The organism is Pseudomonas sp. 22085 (genome assembly GCF_052045815.1).
GTDB classification, from domain to species: Bacteria; Pseudomonadota; Gammaproteobacteria; order Pseudomonadales; family Pseudomonadaceae; genus Aquipseudomonas; species Aquipseudomonas glycinae.
Genome location: NZ_JBQEQA010000013.1, coordinates 63,184 through 80,177 on the forward strand (window position 1 = coordinate 63,184; position 16,994 = coordinate 80,177).

General features: G+C 61.1%; 14 protein-coding genes. 6 read left to right on the forward strand and 8 right to left on the reverse strand.

Annotated elements, in window-relative coordinates; translation table 11 throughout:
• Positions 1-3 precede the first annotated feature (3 nt).
• From ACTJK7_RS17280 to ACTJK7_RS17305, 6 genes are read left to right on the forward strand one after another with little or no spacing between them, the layout of a single operon-like run.
• Positions 4-1,446 carry a mannose-1-phosphate guanylyltransferase/mannose-6-phosphate isomerase gene (locus tag ACTJK7_RS17280; protein ID WP_440779362.1) on the forward strand — a complete coding sequence of 481 codons (1,443 nt, stop codon included), beginning with the start codon at positions 4-6 and terminating at the stop codon, positions 1,444-1,446.
• A complete protein-coding gene (locus ACTJK7_RS17285; protein ID WP_440779360.1) occupies positions 1,447-2,244 on the forward strand; it encodes an ABC transporter permease in 798 nt (265 codons plus the stop codon).
• Positions 2,244-3,494 (forward strand): ABC transporter ATP-binding protein, encoded by a 1,251-nt coding sequence (locus ACTJK7_RS17290; protein WP_440779358.1) that lies wholly within the window; start codon positions 2,244-2,246, stop codon positions 3,492-3,494. Before ACTJK7_RS17285 ends, ACTJK7_RS17290 begins: the two co-directional genes overlap by 1 nt.
• A complete protein-coding gene (locus tag ACTJK7_RS17295; RefSeq protein WP_064379671.1) occupies positions 3,491-4,858 on the forward strand; it encodes a glycosyltransferase family 4 protein in 1,368 nt (455 codons plus the stop codon). The genes ACTJK7_RS17290 and ACTJK7_RS17295 overlap by 4 nt, the downstream gene beginning before the upstream one ends.
• Entirely contained in the window at positions 4,842-5,972 is a 1,131-nt protein-coding gene (locus ACTJK7_RS17300; RefSeq protein ID WP_108563619.1) for a glycosyltransferase family 4 protein, read from the forward strand. The genes ACTJK7_RS17295 and ACTJK7_RS17300 overlap by 17 nt, the downstream gene beginning before the upstream one ends.
• On the forward strand, positions 5,973-7,103 hold the full coding sequence (locus ACTJK7_RS17305; RefSeq protein WP_440779357.1) for a glycosyltransferase family 4 protein: 1,131 nt from the start codon (positions 5,973-5,975) through the stop codon (positions 7,101-7,103).
• 4 nt (positions 7,104-7,107) lie between these two features.
• Here ACTJK7_RS17305 and ACTJK7_RS17310 read toward each other — a convergent pair whose 3' ends face one another.
• The 8 genes from ACTJK7_RS17310 to atpD form a co-directional block, all read right to left on the reverse strand.
• Positions 7,108-9,138 (reverse strand): 2Fe-2S iron-sulfur cluster-binding protein, encoded by a 2,031-nt coding sequence (locus tag ACTJK7_RS17310; RefSeq protein ID WP_108563621.1) that lies wholly within the window; start codon positions 9,136-9,138, stop codon positions 7,108-7,110.
• A 38-nt stretch (positions 9,139-9,176) separates the two neighbouring features.
• Positions 9,177-9,803, reverse strand: a complete 627-nt coding sequence (locus tag ACTJK7_RS17315; protein WP_064379665.1) for a glutathione S-transferase family protein — start codon at positions 9,801-9,803, stop codon at positions 9,177-9,179.
• A 104-nt stretch (positions 9,804-9,907) separates the two neighbouring features.
• Entirely contained in the window at positions 9,908-10,834 is a 927-nt protein-coding gene (locus ACTJK7_RS17320) for a LysR family transcriptional regulator (protein WP_064379662.1), read from the reverse strand.
• Between the two features lie 73 nt (positions 10,835-10,907).
• Entirely contained in the window at positions 10,908-12,740 is a 1,833-nt protein-coding gene (glmS, locus tag ACTJK7_RS17325) for a glutamine--fructose-6-phosphate transaminase (isomerizing) (protein ID WP_323150481.1), read from the reverse strand.
• Positions 12,741-12,742: 2 nt separating this feature from the next.
• Entirely contained in the window at positions 12,743-13,519 is a 777-nt protein-coding gene (locus ACTJK7_RS17330; RefSeq protein ID WP_064379658.1) for a DeoR/GlpR family DNA-binding transcription regulator, read from the reverse strand.
• Between the two features lie 129 nt (positions 13,520-13,648).
• On the reverse strand, positions 13,649-15,016 hold the full coding sequence (glmU, locus tag ACTJK7_RS17335) for a bifunctional UDP-N-acetylglucosamine diphosphorylase/glucosamine-1-phosphate N-acetyltransferase GlmU (RefSeq protein WP_440779355.1): 1,368 nt from the start codon (positions 15,014-15,016) through the stop codon (positions 13,649-13,651).
• Between the two features lie 119 nt (positions 15,017-15,135).
• Positions 15,136-15,561 (reverse strand): F0F1 ATP synthase subunit epsilon, encoded by a 426-nt coding sequence (locus tag ACTJK7_RS17340; RefSeq protein ID WP_007954164.1) that lies wholly within the window; start codon positions 15,559-15,561, stop codon positions 15,136-15,138.
• A gap of 45 nt (positions 15,562-15,606) precedes the next feature.
• Positions 15,607-16,983 carry a F0F1 ATP synthase subunit beta gene (gene atpD, locus ACTJK7_RS17345; protein ID WP_007954162.1) on the reverse strand — a complete coding sequence of 459 codons (1,377 nt, stop codon included), beginning with the start codon at positions 16,981-16,983 and terminating at the stop codon, positions 15,607-15,609.
• Positions 16,984-16,994: the final 11 nt, after the last annotated feature.

Below are 16,994 nucleotides of genomic sequence, written 5' to 3' on the forward strand. Positions count from 1 at the left end.
GCCATGCTGATCCCCGTGATTCTGTCCGGCGGTGCCGGCACCCGTTTGTGGCCGGTGTCCCGGGAGGGCCATCCCAAGCCGTTCATGACCCTGCCCGACGGCCAGTCGCTGCTGGGCAAGACCTACCGCCGCGCCGCCGCGCTGCTGGACGGCTGGGGCGACATTGTCACGGTGACCAACCGCGAGTATTACTTCCAGAGCAAGGATCACTATCAGGCCGCGCACCTGTCCCGCCATCGCGGGCACTTCCTGCTTGAGCCCACCGGGCGCAACACCGCGCCGGCCATTGCGGCGGCGGCACTGTCGCTGCAAGCGCTGCACGGTGATGCCGCGATCATGGTGGTGATGCCCGCCGACCATTTGATCGTCAATGAAGAGGCGCTCAAAAGCGCGGTCGAACACGCGGTCAATCTGGCGAAGGACGGCTATCTGGTGACCTTCGGCGTGGTGCCGACCGCCCCGGAAACCGGCTTCGGCTACATCGAGACCGGCGCCCCGCTCAACGACCGCGGCGCGGCCAAGGTGCAGCGTTTCGTGGAAAAACCCGACCTGCAAACCGCCACCCATTACCTGGAAAGCGGCAACTTCCTGTGGAATTCGGGGATGTTCTGCTTCTCCACCGCAACGGTGATTGCCGAACTGGCGCTGCACGCCCCGGAGTTGCTGGAACAGACGCGCGCCTGCATGGCCGCCAGCGAACCGGTGGAAACCGCCGGTTGCCTGCAACAGGAATTGTCCGCGCAGCTGTTCGCCGAAATCACCGACATCTCCATCGACTACGCCTTGATGGAGCGTTCGGAAAAAGTCGTGGTGGTACCCGCCGGTTTCGACTGGAGCGACATCGGATCGTGGGGCGCGGTCGCCGCGCTGGTGCCGGCCGACGCCGATAACAACCGCGCCAGCGGCGAGGCGATCTTCATCGACAGCCGCAACAACTTCGTTCAAAGCGATGGCCGGCTGGTGGCCGCCGTCGGTGTGGAAGACCTGATCGTCATCGACACCGCCGACGCCGTGCTGGTAGCCCATGCCGACCGTGCGCAGGATGTGCGGCGGGTGGCCAAGCAGCTCAAGGACAAATCCCACGAAGCCTATCGCCTGCATCGGACGGTCAGCCGTCCGTGGGGCACCTACACGGTGCTCGAGGAAGGCCCGCGCTTCAAGATCAAACGCATCGTGGTCAAACCCGGCGGCAAGCTGTCGTTGCAGATGCACCATCACCGCAATGAACACTGGGTGGTGGTCGAAGGCATGGCCAAAGTCACCAACAACGGCAGCGGCACGACCCTGGTGGCGAAGAATGAATCGACGTTCATCGCCGCCGGTCACAAGCACCGTCTGGAAAACCCCGGCGTGATCGACCTGGTGATCATCGAAGTGCAAAGTGGCGAATACCTTGGAGAGGACGACATCGTCCGCTTCGAAGACCAATACGGCAGGACGGTGTGAATGCTGCTTTCCCTGTACCGCTCGCTGCACGACTATCGAGGTTTCATCCTCGGTAGCGTCAAGCGGGAGTTTCAAGCGCGGTATCGCAATTCGCTGTTCGGCGCGCTGTGGACGGTACTCAACCCGCTGTCGATGATCGTTGTGTACACGGTGATCTTTTCCCACATCATGCGCGCCCGCCTGCCCGGCGTGGACGACGGCATGGCCTACAGCGTCTACCTGTGCGCCGGGCTGCTGACCTGGGGCCTGTTCTCGGAAATCACCCTGCGCAGCCAGAACATGTTTCTGGAAAACGCCAACCTGCTGAAAAAAATCAGCTTCCCGCGCCTGTGCCTGCCGGTGATCGTGCTGCTCAATGCCGGCATCAACTTCGCGATCATCATCGGCCTGTTCCTCGGGTTTCTATTGATCAGCGGGCGCTGGCCGGGCACGGCCCTGCTGGCACTGGTGCCGCTGCTGGCGCTGCAAGTGCTGTTCTGCGCCGGACTGGGGATGATCCTCGGCGTGCTCAACGTGTTCTTTCGCGATGTCGGGCAATTGTTCGCCATCTGCCTGCAATTCTGGTTCTGGCTGACGCCGATCGTGTATCCACTGAGCATCCTGCCCGAGTGGGTGCAGCGCCTGTTGCAGCTCAATCCGCTGACCAACCTGATCGGCAGTTACCAGAACCTGTTTCTCTACGGTCAGTGGCCGGTGTGGAGTTCGCTGCTGCCGATCTTCGTGATCGGCCTGCTGCTGTGCGCGATCGGCCTGCGCCTGTTTCGTCGGCGGGTCGGCGAAATGGTGGATGAACTCTGATGGGGCACATACGCGTTACGGGCCTGGGCAAGGCCTACAAGCAGTACCCCACCCGCTGGAGTCGCCTGGCCGAATGGCTGATTCCTTTTTCGCCGATGCGCCATCGCCAGCACTGGGTGCTGCAGGACGTGAATTTCGAGATCGCCCCCGGTGAAGCGGTGGGCATTGTCGGGGTTAATGGCGCCGGCAAAAGCACCCTGCTGAAAATGATCACCGGCACCACTCAACCGACCTGCGGCCAGATTCAGCTCGAGGGCCGGGTCGCGGCGCTGCTGGAGCTGGGCATGGGTTTTCACCCGGACTTCACCGGTCGGCAGAATGCAGTGATGGCCGGGCAACTGCTGGGCATGCAGGTCGAAGACATCGAAGCACTGATGCCGGACATCGAACGCTTCGCGGAAATAGGCGAAGCCATCGATCACCCGGTGCGCACCTACTCCAGCGGCATGCAGATGCGCCTGGCCTTCAGCGTCGCCACCGCGCGCCGCCCGGACATTCTGATCGTCGACGAAGCGCTGTCGGTGGGCGACGCCTACTTCCAGCACAAGAGCTTCGACCGCATCCGCAGCTTCCGCAAGGCCGGCACCACGCTGTTGATCGTGTCCCACGACCGCTCGGCGATCCAGTCGATCTGCGACTCGGCGATCCTGCTCGAAGGCGGCCACATGGTGATGCACGACAAGCCCGAAGCGGTCATGGATTACTACAACGCCCTGCTCGCCGAACGCGAAGGCCAGACCGTGCGCCAGGAACTGCTCGACGGCGGCCAGGTGCGTACCGTGTCCGGCACCGGCGAGGCCGGGATCCTCAGCGTGCGCCTGCTCGATGAACGCGAACGTTCCATCGACGCTGCCGAAGTCGGTCAGCCGGTGACCCTGGAAGTCGAGGTAGAGATTCGCCAGGACATCGAGCGGCTGGTGCTCGGCTTCATGATCAAGGATCGCCTGGGTCAGGCCATGTACGGCATCAATACCCACCGCCAGAACCAGGCACTGGAAGACTTGCGTGCGGGTGAACGCATCACCTATCGCTTCTCTTTCGTCATGGGGCTGGGCAAGGGCAATTACTCCGTGGCCCTGAGCCTGTCGCGACTGGACTCGCATTTGGATCGCAACTTCGAATGGCGTGACTACGGCCTGGTGTTCCACGTGATCAACAACCGTCAGGAAAATTTTGTCGGCTGTTCATGGCTGGGCGCCAGCACCTCGATCACCCGCCACGCGGACAACCTCGCGGAGCGTGCGCCATGACCCGCCTGCTGGTCGAATGCACCCACGTGTTTAAACACCCGAAGGTCAATTCGGGGATTCAGCGGGTGGTGCGCAACGTCATCAAACAGCTGCCGCCGAGCGCCGAAGGGGTCGAATGCGTGCCGGTGGTTCTGCTCAAGGGCCAGTTATACCGAGTGAAGCGTCTGGCGCCGCTGGATTCGCCGCTGTTCAATGCCATCGTCACGTTTGGCGAACGTCTGGAACGGTTGGCTCATCGTTTCTGGCAGCTGCATCAACGGCTGGACACCCGTTGCCGCACAAAACTGGCACGACGCGTGTTGTACGTCGGCTATCGCCTGACCTCGTTCGGTGCATTCGGGCTACCGCTGCGGCTGGTCGGGCTAGTCAATCGCTATCAAATGCCCCAACGCTGCGAGCCGCTGCAACACCAGCCGGGCGATCAACTGGTGCTGCTGGATTCGTCCTGGCATTCCGACTTTTTCCTGCATGCCGAGCGCCTCAAACAGGAAGGTCTGGGCATCGTTGCGGTGATCTACGACCTGATTCCCCTGTCCCACCCGCAGTTCTACGACACGCGGCTGGTCGAGGTGTACAGCGAGTGGTTCGACTGGATCGCCCGCAATGCCGACGGCTTCATGGCGATTTCCGCCACCGTGCGCGATCAGCTGCGTGCAGAACTGCAACGTCGCCTGGATTCGGCACAAGTCGGCAAACGCTGGTTCGACTACTTTCACCTCGGGTCGGAGCTGGATCTGCAGAGCGTCGAAGCCGCCGTCGAACCGCGTCTACAAAAGCTGTTCGCAACACCGGAGCCGGTGTTCCTGATGGTCAGCACCATCGAACCGCGCAAGAACCACGACTATCTGCTGGATGCCTTCGACCATGCCTGGGCGAACGGCTCGAACGTCCGGTTGTGCATTGTCGGGCGCATTGGCTGGAAGTGCGACGCACTGCTGGCCCGGATCCATCATCATCCCGAACTGAACCGACGCCTGTTCATGTTCAACGACTTGAGCGACACCAGCCTCGAACACGCCTACGCCCATGCCAGCGCGCTGGTGTTTCCGTCGTTCGTCGAAGGCTTTGGTCTGCCGCTGGTGGAAGCCATGCAGCGCGGGCTGCCGGCGATGGGCAGCGATATCCCGGTATTTCGCGAGATCGGCGGTGAATTCATGGCGTATTTCGATCTGCAGTCGCCGCAAAGCCTCGCCGATCTGCTGCAGAGCTTTGAGCGCAGCGGTCGATTCCCCGCCGCCCGTGATGTCAGCGACTGGCAATGGATCGGCTGGCGTGAAGCCGCCGCGCAACTGGCCGAGCGTACCGCGCGCCATGTGCTGGAGGCACCTCAGGTGCCAGCGAGGCAACATGCGCATAGCCCTTAACGCCCGCATTCTCCAGGCGCCGCGCACCGGCATCGGCCATTACGTGGCCGAACTGGTGAATGCCTTGCACGCTGAAACCGATATCGAGCTGGCGCTGTTCCATGGCTGGGGCTGGAGCTCGCAACTGCCGCAAGCGGCGATGCCCGGTTATTCGCGTCTGACGCCGCTGCTGCGGCAGATCCCCGGGGCCTATCAGGCCCGCCGCTGGCTGGAGCAGAAACGCTTCGATCAGGGCCCGGCGCAACCGGTCGATCTGTATCACGAACCGAGCCTGTGGCCGCTGGCCTTCGATGGCCCGACCGTGATCACCCTGCACGATCTTACGCACCTGCATTTCCCCGAAACCCAGCCGCCGGCCCGGCTGCGGGAAATCGAACGGCGGCTCGCCGATGGCGTACGCCAGGCGCGGATCATTCTGACCGACTCGCAAGCCATCGCTGATGAGGCCCGGGACTATTTCGGACTGCCTGCCGAGCGCTTCGTGGTCGCGCCGCTGGGTGTCGCCGAGCGTTTCCATCCGCGCGATCCGCAAGACATCGATGCGGTGCTCAAGGCCCATGCGGTCGAGTATCGGGAGTATTTCCTCTGCGTCGGCACTCTGGAGCCACGCAAGAACCTCAACCTGGCCCTGCGCGCCCACGCGCTGTTACCGGACCCCGTGCGCCAGCGTTTCCCGCTGTTGATCGTCGGCATGGCAGGCTGGCAGCGCGACCAGTTCAGTGAAGAATTGAATCAGGCCCTGGCTTGCGGGCACGTGTGCCTGCTCGGCTATTTGCCCGATGAGCAAGTCGCGCAATTGCTGGCCGGTGCCCGGGCACTGATTTTTCCGTCGCTGTATGAAGGTTTCGGCCTGCCGGTGCTGGAAGCGATGGCCAGCGGCACGCCGGTGGTGCTCACCCGCTCTTCGGCCATGCCGGAAGTGGCGGGAGACGCCGGCAACTATATTGAAGCTGACGATGCAGACGGCTTGCGTAATGCGATGAGCCGACTGATCGATGATCAAGCGCACTGGCAGGCATGCCGGGAAGCCGGATTGCAGCAGGCACGGCTTTTTTCCTGGAAGCGTTGCGCGCAGGCCACGGCCGGCGCCTACCACCAGGCCATGGGAGGTTGAATGCGAGTTCTTCATTTCTTCAAGACGTACCTGCCTGACTCGGTCGGCGGTATCGAACAAGTCATCTTTCAACTCTGCGAGAGTGGCGCCCAACACGGTATCGAAGGCCAGGTGCTGACCCTCAGCGCCCATCCAGAACCAGCGATGGTGCGCCTGGGCCAGCACGAGGTGCATCGGGCAAAACTGGATATCCAGTTCGCCTCCACCGGTTTTTCCTGGAGCGTGTTCAAACAGTTTCGCGAACTGGCCGCCGAAGCGGACGTGATCAACTACCACTTTCCGTGGCCGTTCATGGACTTGGTGCATTTCGCCAGCGGCGTGAACAAACCGACGGTGGTGACGTACCACTCGGACATCATTCGCCAGAAGCACCTGCTCAAACTGTATCGCCCGCTGATGAACCGTTTCCTCGCCAGCGCCGACCGGATCGTCGCGGCTTCGCCGAACTATCTGCACACCAGCGATGTGTTGCAGCAATTTCAGGCCAAGACCCGGGTCATCCCGTATGGCTTGAACAAGGCCGGTTATCCACCGCCCGATATCGAGCGCATGAACCGCTGGCGGCAGCAGCTTGAGGATAAGTTTTTCCTGTTCGTCGGGGTGATGCGTTATTACAAAGGCCTGCACATCCTGCTCGACGCCTTGAAAGACGTGGATTACCCGGTGGTGATCGTCGGCGCCGGCCCGCTGGAGCAGGCACTGCACGCCCAGGCCGCCGCGCTGGGTCTGCGTAACATTCATTTCCTCGGTCGTTTGAGCGACGAAGACAAGGTCGCCCTGCTGCAACTGAGCTACGCCATCGTCTTCCCGTCGCACCTGCGCTCGGAAGCGTTCGGCATTTCGCTGCTCGAAGGCGCGATGTATGGCAAACCGATGATCTCCAGCGAGATCGGCACCGGCACCAGCTACATCAATATCCACAACGAGACGGGACTGGTGGTGCCACCGAGTCATCCACAGGCGTTTCGCGAAGCGATGCGCACCCTGTGGGAAAATCCGGCTCTCGCTGCCGAAATGGGCCTCAAGGCCGAGGCCCGCTATCGGCAGTTATTCACAGCCGATGAAATGGGCCGCAAATGGACCGAGCTGTATCAGGAGCTGCTGGAGGAAAAGGCGTTGTCCTACGCCTGATCCGTTACAGATCCAGCACCAGCGGCTGGGCACTCTGGGCCGGCACCGCGCAGCAGATCAGCACCTGCCCTTCCTCCGGTACTTCAGCCGGAGGCTGTGGATAATTCACCGCGCCGCTGATCAGCCGGGTCTTGCAGGTGCCGCACGAACCACCGCGGCAACTGAATTCCGGCCGCAGGCCGCGGCTTTCCGCCAGCTCCAGCAGACTGCCGCCGTCGGGCTGCCAGCGCGCCTCCTTGGCCGAACGGTCGAACACCACAGGTACTGACGTGGTCGCGGCCGGCGGTTGTTCCATCACGATCGCATCCGGATCGGGTTGACGCTTTAGGGTCGAAGGACCAAAGGTTTCTGCGTGGATCTGCCCGTCCCGCACATCCAGTTCGCGCAAGATGTCGTAAATACCTTGGGTAAAACCGCCGGGACCGCAGAGCACGAAGTCGACCTGATCGAAGTCCTCATCGGTGAGCAGATTGCGCAACAGATCGCCATCGATACGGCCACGCAGGTCAAAGTCTTTTCCTTCGACCAGATCGTCTTCCGGCTGGCTGAGCACTCGCAACACCTTCACGGCGTCACCGGCATCCTCCAGCAAACGATCCACCTCTGCGCGGAACGGCTGGTCGGCGAGGCTGCGGGAACTCTGAACAAACAGGGTCGGACGAATCCGCCGCGTCCGCAGGCCCTGATAGACCACCTCACGCAACATCGACAGCAACGGCGTGATGCCGACCCCGGCCGCCAACAGCACCAGTGGACGACGCTCCAGCGCCGCGACCGTGAAATGCCCCTGGGGCAAGCGCGCCTCCAGCACATCGCCCACACGAATCTGCTCATGCAGATGCGTCGACACCCGACCTTCACGTTTGACGCTGATCCGGAAGAAATCGTCCGACGGCGCACCCGACAGGCTGTAGGTGCGGATGTGCATCTCACCATCGAGGTTGAACCGCAGCGGCAGATGCTGCCCGGCGAGAAACACCGGCAGCCCCGCACCATCGTCCGGCTCCAGGTAGATCGAGCGGATGTGACGGCTTTCCATTTCGACTCTTGCCACGCGCAATGGGCGCCAGCTGTCACCTAATGCCTTGGCCTGCAACCGTGCATCGGCCTGGGCCCAGTTGCCGGTCAGCAGACTGGTGGGCGACATCCCGTCGAAGCGCCAGCGCAGTGCCAGTGCCGCAGGACGCCGGACCAGTTTTTCCACCTCGAATGTCCACAGCCGCTCGGCGCCCTGAAACGCCTCGATTTGCGGCGCTTCAAGAATGACCTCGGTGCGACCGCTGAGCTGCAACACGTCGCCTGTGGAAAAGTCGATGAACAACAAACCCGCCAAGGGATTGAGCAACAGATTGCCGAGGGTATTGAAGTGCAGGTTGCCGGCAAAATCCGGAATCGTCAGGCGATTGCCTTCGATCCGCACAAAACCGGGCTGACCACCGCGGTGGGAAACATCCACTGAACGCTCACCGTCGACATCAACGTAACTGGCGACGAAGAAGGTGTCGGCACTTCCAATCAGCGCAACGGCGGCGTCATCGAGGCTGTCACGGTGTTCGGCTTTGCGGGTCTGCGGATCCGTCAGCGGCACTCGCTGAAACTGGCGCAACTGAATGTACTGCGGGCAGTTGCCGAACGACTGATCGACCGTCAGCCCGAAGCCGTTCGCGTCGAGATGATCGATGTGGCCATTGAGCCGATTGCGCCGGCGGGTGTGCAGTTCGATCCCAAGCAGACCGATCGCGGCGCCAGCCTGTAACTGTGCAGGATCATCAGCAGCCGGCAGACTGGCGAACTGCAGTTGCGTCGGCTCGGGAGAGTGCGCAAAGCCCGGCTCCCCCTCCAGCACGCTGGCCCAGGGGCGACCTTCGGCATCCACCGCGCCGTACAGCATGAATGGCAATTGCTGATAGAACTGGCGGTGTTGATCCGGCATCCAGGTGCGAATCACCTTACGACCGAATTCCTCCATGCGCTCGGCAACGCCGACATGGGCCTGCAACTGTTGCTCGCCAGCGTGCCACGGTGAACGTTCCATCACGGTCTCTCCCCTGCGCCGTTGGCGCAGATTGAATGTCAGACGGTGGTTTGCAGGCCGGCAACGGTGCGCGGCATGCCGACAAAACCGGGCAGCGCTTCGATGCGCGAGAGCCAGGCGCGAACGTTAGCGTAGTCGTCCAGCGATACATTGCCTTCCGGCGCGTGGGCGATGTAGCTGTAGGCCGAGACATCGGCAATGGTCGGCTCAGTGCCGGTCAGGTACGGGGTTTTGCCCAGTTCCGCATCCATCACCTTGAGAAAATTGTGTGCACGGGTGATGACTTCCTCGGCGTTGAACTTCGCCCCGAACACCGTGATCAAGCGTGCGGCAGCGGGCCCGAAAGCAATCGGCCCGGCGGCTGCCGACAACCAGCGCTGCACGTGCGCGGCGCCGACCGGATCACTTGGCAGCCAGCGGCCATTGCCGTATTTCTGTGCCAGGTAGACAAGAATCGCGTTGGAGTCCGCGAGCACCACACCATTGTCATCAATGGCCGGAACTTGGCCGAAGCTGTTGATGGCCAGATATGCCGCCTGTTTATGTTCGCCCTTGGCCAGATCGACGAAGATCAGCTCGGTCGGCAATTGCAGCAGGGACAACATCAGTTCGACACGATGGGCGTGGCCGGAACGCGGGAAGTTGTAGAGTTTGATCGCTTGCATGGTCGACTCCGCTGGATGATGGCGCCGTTCAGGATGAACGGCGGCCGTGGGAACCATCTTCCCCTGATCGCGAAAACAACAGAATCACCAGCAAATGCAATCCATTATTTCTCTGGATGAAATAACGCAGCGTTTTTCAGCGCCGGATGCTCGCGCAGCGCCTGCACGATGAAGTCGACAAAACTGCGTATCCGCGCCGGCGCCTTGCGCCCGCCCTGATACACCACATGGATCGGCAGAGCAGGCAATTCGAACTCGGCAAGGACGATTTCCAGCTCGCCGGAGGCGACCTTGCTGGCCACCTGGTAAGACAGCACCCGGGTCAGCCCCAGGCCCAGCGACGCCGCTGTGATCGCGGCCTGATTGGCAGTGACCACCAGACGCGGTTCCGGTTTTACGCCGATGAGTTCACCGTGTTCCATGAATGGCCAACTGCGCTGTTGACCGATGGCCGATGTCGCCACCACTGGCGCCCCGGCCAAGGCCTGCGGATGGGCAGGCCGACCATGGACCGCGAAGTATTCCGGCGAGCCGCAAATCACCCGCCGTACCTCACCGACCCGGATTGCATGCTGATTGCTGTCCGGCAACTCGCCGATTCGCACCGCGACGTCGACGCCCTCCTCGACCATGCTCACCACCCGGTCGAGCAACAGGGCGTTGATGGAAACGTCCGGGTATTGCGTCAGATAACGCGCCATCACCGGCGTGACAAACAGTTCACCGAATAAAACAGGCGCCGTCACCGTCAACTGCCCGCGGGGCTGGGCATGACTGCCGGCAGCGGAATCCTCCGCTTCCTGCACCTCGGCGAGAATTCTCCGACAGTCTTCCAGATAACGCAGACCGGCTTCGCTCAAATGCACGCTGCGGGTGGTCCGGATCAACAACTGCGTACCGATCCGTTGCTCCAGCGCCGCCACCGCCCGGGTCACGCTCGCCGCCGACAGACCCAAACGCCGCGCAGCGGCGGAAAAGCCCTGTTCCTGGGCGACGATGGCGAAAACCTGCATTTCCTGGAAGCGATCCATGGTGCCCTCGATCCGAATAAAAAAATCGCAGCCGAAGCTGCGATTTCATTGGAGGTGATTAACTGTGGATAACTTATTCCACCGTCACCGACTTCGCCAGATTACGCGGCTGATCCACGTCGGTGCCCTTGAGCACAGCAACGTAGTACGACAGCAGCTGCAGCGGAATGGTGTAGAGAATCGGCGACAGGATGTCGTGGATGTGCGGCATCTGCACCACGTGGGTCCCTTCGCCGTTGGTCATCCCGGCCTTTTCGTCGGCGAACACGATCAGTTCGCCGCCGCGGGCGCGGACTTCCTGCAGGTTGGACTTGAGCTTCTCCAGCAGTTCGTTGTTCGGTGCGACGGTGACCACCGGCATGTCGTTATCCACAAGCGCCAGCGGGCCATGTTTCAGTTCGCCGGCCGGGTAGGCTTCGGCGTGGATGTATGAAATTTCCTTGAGCTTCAAGGCCCCTTCCATCGCCACCGGGAATTGCGCACCACGGCCGAGGAACAGTGTGTGGTTCTTCTCGGCGAACAGCTCTGCGATTTTTTCCACAGTGCTGTCCATCGCCAGCGCTTCGCCCAGACGGGTTGGCAGACGGCGCAGTTCTTCCACCAGCGTAGCTTCTACGCCTTCACCCAAAGTACCGCGCACCTGACCGAGAGACAGGGTCAGCAGCAGCAGACCAACCAATTGTGTGGTGAACGCCTTGGTCGAGGCCACGCCGATTTCACGACCAGCTTGGGTCAGCAGGGTCAGGTCGGATTCGCGTACCAGCGAGCTGATGCCGACGTTGCAGATCGCCAGGCTGCCCAGAAAACCCAGTTCCTTGGCATTGCGCAGAGCGGCCAGGGTATCGGCGGTTTCGCCGGACTGGGAGATAGTGACGAACAGGGTGTCCGGCTGCACCACGACTTTACGGTAGCGGAACTCACTGGCAACCTCGACCTGGCACGGGATCCCGGCCAGCTCTTCGAGCCAGTAACGGGCAACCATGCCGGCGTGATAGCTGGTGCCACACGCCACGATCTGTACGTTGCGCACCTTGGCGAACAGCTCGGCGGCCTGGGGGCCGAACGCCTGCACCAGCACCTGATCCGCACTCAAACGACCTTCCAGAGTGCGCTGCACCACGGACGGCTGCTCGTGGATTTCCTTGAGCATGTAATGACGGAACTCGCCTTTGTCGGCGGCTTCCGCACCATCCGTGTACTGCACGGTCTGGCGCTCGACGGCTTTGCCGGTCACGTCCCAGATCTGCACCTTTTCACGCTGGATTTCGGCGATATCGCCCTCTTCCAGATACATGAAACGGTCGGTGACCTGACGCAGGGCCAGTTGGTCGGAAGCGAGGAAGTTTTCGCCCAGGCCCAGACCGATCACCAGCGGGCTGCCACTGCGAGCAGCAACCAGTCGATCCGGCTGCTGAGCGTGAATAACCGCCAGACCGTAAGCGCCATGCAGCTCCTTGACCGCAGCCTTCAGAGCGTCGGAGAGGTCTGGCGACGACTTGAGTTTTTCGGTCAGCAGGTGGGCGATGACTTCGGTGTCAGTGTCCGAGGTGAACACGTAGCCCAATGCCTTCAGTTGTTCACGCAGCGCCTCATGGTTTTCGATGATGCCGTTGTGCACGACAGCGACGTCGCCGGAGAAATGCGGGTGCGCATTGCGCTCGCTCGGCGCACCGTGGGTGGCCCAGCGGGTATGGGCAATACCGAGACGGCCAACCAGCGGATGTTCTGCCAGCGCCGCGTCGAGTTCGCTGACCTTGCCGACACGCCGGGTGCGTTCCAGAGCGCCGTCTTTGGTGTACACCGCAACACCGGCACTGTCATAGCCCCGGTATTCGAGGCGTTTGAGGCCTTCGACCAGAATGGCGGTGATGTTACGTTCAGCTACCGCGCCGACAATTCCACACATGCTTATTTCTCCTGACTGACAGTCGCGCAAATCAAGTTGATACCGCGAGCCTGAATCTGATCGCGCGCATCAAGGGGCAGGCGATCATCGGTAATTAGGGTATGGACGCTGCTCCATGGCAGCTCCAGGTTGGGAATCTTGCGACCAATCTTGTCGGCCTCGACCATCACGATCACTTCCCGCGCCACTTCCGCCATCACCCGGCTCAGTCCGAGCAATTCATTGAAGGTGGTGGTACCACGCACCAGGTCGATGCCATCGGCACCGATAAACAACTGGTCGAAGTCGTAAGAGCGTAGTACCTGCTCGGCGACCTGGCCCTGGAAGGATTCCGAGTGCGGATCCCAGGTGCCGCCGGTCATCAGCAGCACTGGCTCGTGCTCGAGTTCGCTCAGGGCGTTGGCCACGTGCAGGGAGTTGGTCATCACCACCAGACCAGGCTGCTGACCGAGCTCGGGAATCATGGCGGCAGTGGTGCTGCCGCTGTCGATGATGATGCGGGCATGTTCACGGATGCGTTTGACCGCAGCCCGGGCAATCGCCTGCTTGTATTTGGAAACGTTGAGGCTGGTGTCCGCCACCAGTTCCTGCGGCATGGTGATGGCTCCGCCGTAGCGACGCAGCAATAAACCATGACTTTCCAAGGCAGCGAGATCCTTGCGAATCGTAACTTCCGAAGTTTCGAAGCGCTTGGCCAGTTCATCCACACTCACTTCGCCCTGCTCATTGAGCAAAGCCAGAATGCTGTGACGGCGCTGCGGTGTGTTGCGTTTCGACATGGCTGATTAAGTTTCGATTCGAAAGATAACGGAAGCAATCAAAACCTATCAGCTGCAAATCGTCAAGCCTACGCCCATAAAAAAAGACCGCTGGCGGCGGTCTTTTTTAATTCGAGCATTGTGGATAACTCAGCTCTTCTTGATCTTCTCCGGCCGCTTCCAGCCATCGATGTTCCTCTGCCGCGCACGACCTACGGCCAATTGCGCGTTGTCCACATTCTGGGTGATGGTCGAACCGGCAGCGGTGGTTGCACCGGCGGAGATATCCACAGGCGCCACCAGCGAGTTGTTGGAACCGATGAACACATCCTCACCCAGCACGGTTTTCCACTTGTTGGCGCCATCGTAGTTGCAGGTGATGGTGCCGGCGCCGATATTGGTGCGGGCACCGATCTCGGCATCGCCCAGATAAGTCAGGTGGCCGGCCTTGGCGCCCTCCCCCATCCGGGCGTTTTTCAGTTCGACGAAGTTACCCACATGGGCGCGGGCCTCCAGCACGGTACCCGGACGCAGACGGGCAAACGGGCCAGCATCGCTGCCTTCGCCCAACACCGCGCCTTCGATGTGACTGTTGGCCTTGACCACCACTCCTTTGCGCAGGGTGCTGTCCTTGATCACGCAGTTGGGGCCGATGACTACGTCGTCCTCAATGACGACCTTGCCTTCGAGAATCACGTTGATGTCGATCAGGACATCGCGACCCACGGTCACTTCGCCACGTACATCGAAACGGGCCGGGTCGCGCAGGGTGACACCCTGAGCCATCAGTCGACGACCGGCGCGCAACTGGTAATGACGCTCCAGCTCGGACAGTTGTTTGCGATCGTTGGCGCCCTGCACTTCCATCGGGTCGTGAGGTTGTTCGGTGGCGACCGTCAGGCCGTCGCTGACTGCCATCTCGATCACGTCGGTCAGGTAATACTCGCCCTGCGCGTTGTTGTTCGACAGGCGACTCATCCAGTCCGCCAGGCGATTGGCCGGCACCGCCAGGATGCCGGTGTTGCCTTCAGTGATCGCCCGCTGCGCTTCGGTGGCGTCCTTGTGTTCGATGATCGCGGCGACCTTGCCATCGGCATCGCGCACGATGCGGCCATAACCGGTCGGGTCGTCCAGCTCCACGGTGAGCAAACCCATCTGCCCGGGTACAACGTGCTTGAGCAGACGCTGCAGGGTCTCGACTTCGATCAGCGGCACATCGCCGTAGAGAATCAGTACGGTATCGGCGGTGATGAACGGAACAGCCTGGGCCGTGGCGTGGCCGGTGCCCAGTTGCTTGTCCTGCAACACGAAATTCAGATCGTCCGCGGCCAGACGTTCACGCACCACATCAGCGCCGTGGCCGATGACCACATGAATGCGCTGTGGATCAAGTTGACGGGCGCTGTGGATAACATGACCGAGCATGGAATTGCCGGCAATCGGGTGCAGCACTTTTGGCAGCGCGGAGCGCATGCGGGTGCCTTGGCCGGCCGCGAGGATTACGATTTCAAGAGACATGACTGGCTACCAATCCTGGGTGGTCAGCAACTGCGACCGGGTTTGTAGAATTCTGGAAAGAAAAAAAGGGTAGCCGAGGCTACCCTTTTTTATCAATCGCACAACAAGTGGCTGACGGATTAACCGCCAAACTTCTTGCGGATCTGCTGGACGGTGCGCAGCTGAGCTGCAGCCTCGGCCAGACGTGCGGACGCAGCTCCGTAGTCGAAATCTGCGCTCTTCTCGTGCAGAGCAGCTTCGGCAGCCTTGAGAGCTGCTTGAGCCTGAGCTTCATCCAGGTCGGCGGCACGTTGCACGGTATCGGCAAGCACCTTGACCATGTTCGGCTGAACCTCGAGGAAACCACCGGAGATGTAGAACACCTCGGCTTCCCCGCCTTGCTTGATCAGGCGGATCGGACCTGGCTTCAGATTAGTGATCAGCGGCGCGTGGCCCAGAGCGATACCAAGATCACCCAGAGCACCGTGCGCAATCACCATCTCGACCAGGCCGGAAAAGATTTCTCCTTCCGCGCTGACGATGTCGCAATGGACTGTCATAGCCATCTGATTGCCTCAACCTAAATTAGCGCCCGTTGCCGGGCGCCTGGATTACAGTTTCTTGGCTTTCTCGATCGCTTCTTCGATGCCGCCGACCATGTAGAACGCTTGTTCTGGCAGGTGGTCGTAGTCACCGTTGAGGATGCCTTTGAAGCCAGCAATGGTGTCTTTCAGGGAAACGTATTTACCCGAAGCACCGGTGAAGACTTCAGCCACGAAGAACGGCTGCGACAAGAAGCGCTGGATCTTACGAGCACGGTTTACCAACTGCTTGTCGGCTTCCGACAGCTCGTCCATACCCAGGATCGCGATGATGTCCTTCAGCTCTTTGTAACGCTGCAGCACGTACTGAACACCACGAGCGGTCTCGTAGTGATCGTTGCCGATCACGTTCGGGTCCAGCTGACGCGAAGTCGAGTCCAGTGGGTCAACCGCAGGGTAGATACCCAGGGAAGCGATGTCACGGGACAGAACGACGGTGGCGTCCAGGTGAGCAAACGTGGTCGCTGGCGACGGGTCAGTCAAGTCGTCCGCTGGTACGTATACGGCCTGGATCGAAGTAATCGAACCTTGCTTGGTCGAAGTGATGCGCTCTTGCAGCACGCCCATCTCTTCAGCCAGGGTCGGCTGGTAACCTACTGCCGAAGGCATACGGCCCAGCAGTGCGGATACTTCGGTACCGGCCAGGGTGTAACGATAGATGTTGTCGACGAACAGCAGAACGTCGTTACCTTCGTCACGGAACTTCTCGGCCATGGTCAGACCGGTCAGCGCTACGCGCAGACGGTTTCCCGGTGGCTCGTTCATCTGACCGTAGACCAGGGCTACCTTGTCGAGAACGTTGGAGTCCTTCATCTCGTGGTAGAAGTCGTTACCCTCACGAGTACGCTCACCCACACCGGCGAACACGGAATAACCGCTGTGCTCGATGGCGATGTTACGGATCAGTTCCATCATGTTTACGGTCTTGCCTACACCGGCACCACCGAACAGACCGACTTTACCGCCCTTGGCGAACGGGCAAACCAGGTCGATAACCTTGATGCCTGTTTCCAGCAGCTCGTTGCCACCGGCCTGTTCAGCGAAGGAAGGAGCGGCGCGGTGGATACCCCAACGCTCTTCTTCGCCGATCGGGCCAGCTTCGTCGATCGGGTTGCCCAGTACGTCCATGATCCGGCCCAAGGTCGCTTTACCGACCGGTACGGAGATGGCTGCGCCAGTGTTGTTGACGTCCAGACCGCGCTTCAAGCCTTCGGTGGAGCCCATCGCAATGGTACGAACCACGCCGTCGCCCAGCTGCTGCTGAACTTCCAGAGTGGTTTCGGCGCCTTGAACCTTCAAGGCGTCGTAGATGCTCGGTACGCTGTCGCGTGGAAATTCCACGTCGATAACGGCGCCGATGATTTGAACGATACGTCCGCTACTCATAGCTGGATCCT

Coding starts and splice junctions, on each gene's coding strand:
- ACTJK7_RS17280 (WP_440779362.1), top strand. CDS start 4: ATGCTGATCCCCGTGATTCTGTCCGGCGGTGCCGGCACCCGTTTGTGG.
- ACTJK7_RS17285 (WP_440779360.1), top strand. CDS start 1,447: ATGCTGCTTTCCCTGTACCGCTCGCTGCACGACTATCGAGGTTTCATC.
- ACTJK7_RS17290 (WP_440779358.1), top strand. CDS start 2,244: ATGGGGCACATACGCGTTACGGGCCTGGGCAAGGCCTACAAGCAGTAC.
- ACTJK7_RS17295 (WP_064379671.1), top strand. CDS start 3,491: ATGACCCGCCTGCTGGTCGAATGCACCCACGTGTTTAAACACCCGAAG.
- ACTJK7_RS17300 (WP_108563619.1), top strand. CDS start 4,842: ATGCGCATAGCCCTTAACGCCCGCATTCTCCAGGCGCCGCGCACCGGC.
- ACTJK7_RS17305 (WP_440779357.1), top strand. CDS start 5,973: ATGCGAGTTCTTCATTTCTTCAAGACGTACCTGCCTGACTCGGTCGGC.
- ACTJK7_RS17310 (WP_108563621.1), bottom strand. CDS start 9,138: ATGGAACGTTCACCGTGGCACGCTGGCGAGCAACAGTTGCAGGCCCAT.
- ACTJK7_RS17315 (WP_064379665.1), bottom strand. CDS start 9,803: ATGCAAGCGATCAAACTCTACAACTTCCCGCGTTCCGGCCACGCCCAT.
- ACTJK7_RS17320 (WP_064379662.1), bottom strand. CDS start 10,834: ATGGATCGCTTCCAGGAAATGCAGGTTTTCGCCATCGTCGCCCAGGAA.
- glmS (WP_323150481.1), bottom strand. CDS start 12,740: ATGTGTGGAATTGTCGGCGCGGTAGCTGAACGTAACATCACCGCCATT.
- ACTJK7_RS17330 (WP_064379658.1), bottom strand. CDS start 13,519: ATGTCGAAACGCAACACACCGCAGCGCCGTCACAGCATTCTGGCTTTG.
- glmU (WP_440779355.1), bottom strand. CDS start 15,016: ATGTCTCTTGAAATCGTAATCCTCGCGGCCGGCCAAGGCACCCGCATG.
- ACTJK7_RS17340 (WP_007954164.1), bottom strand. CDS start 15,561: ATGGCTATGACAGTCCATTGCGACATCGTCAGCGCGGAAGGAGAAATC.
- atpD (WP_007954162.1), bottom strand. CDS start 16,983: ATGAGTAGCGGACGTATCGTTCAAATCATCGGCGCCGTTATCGACGTG.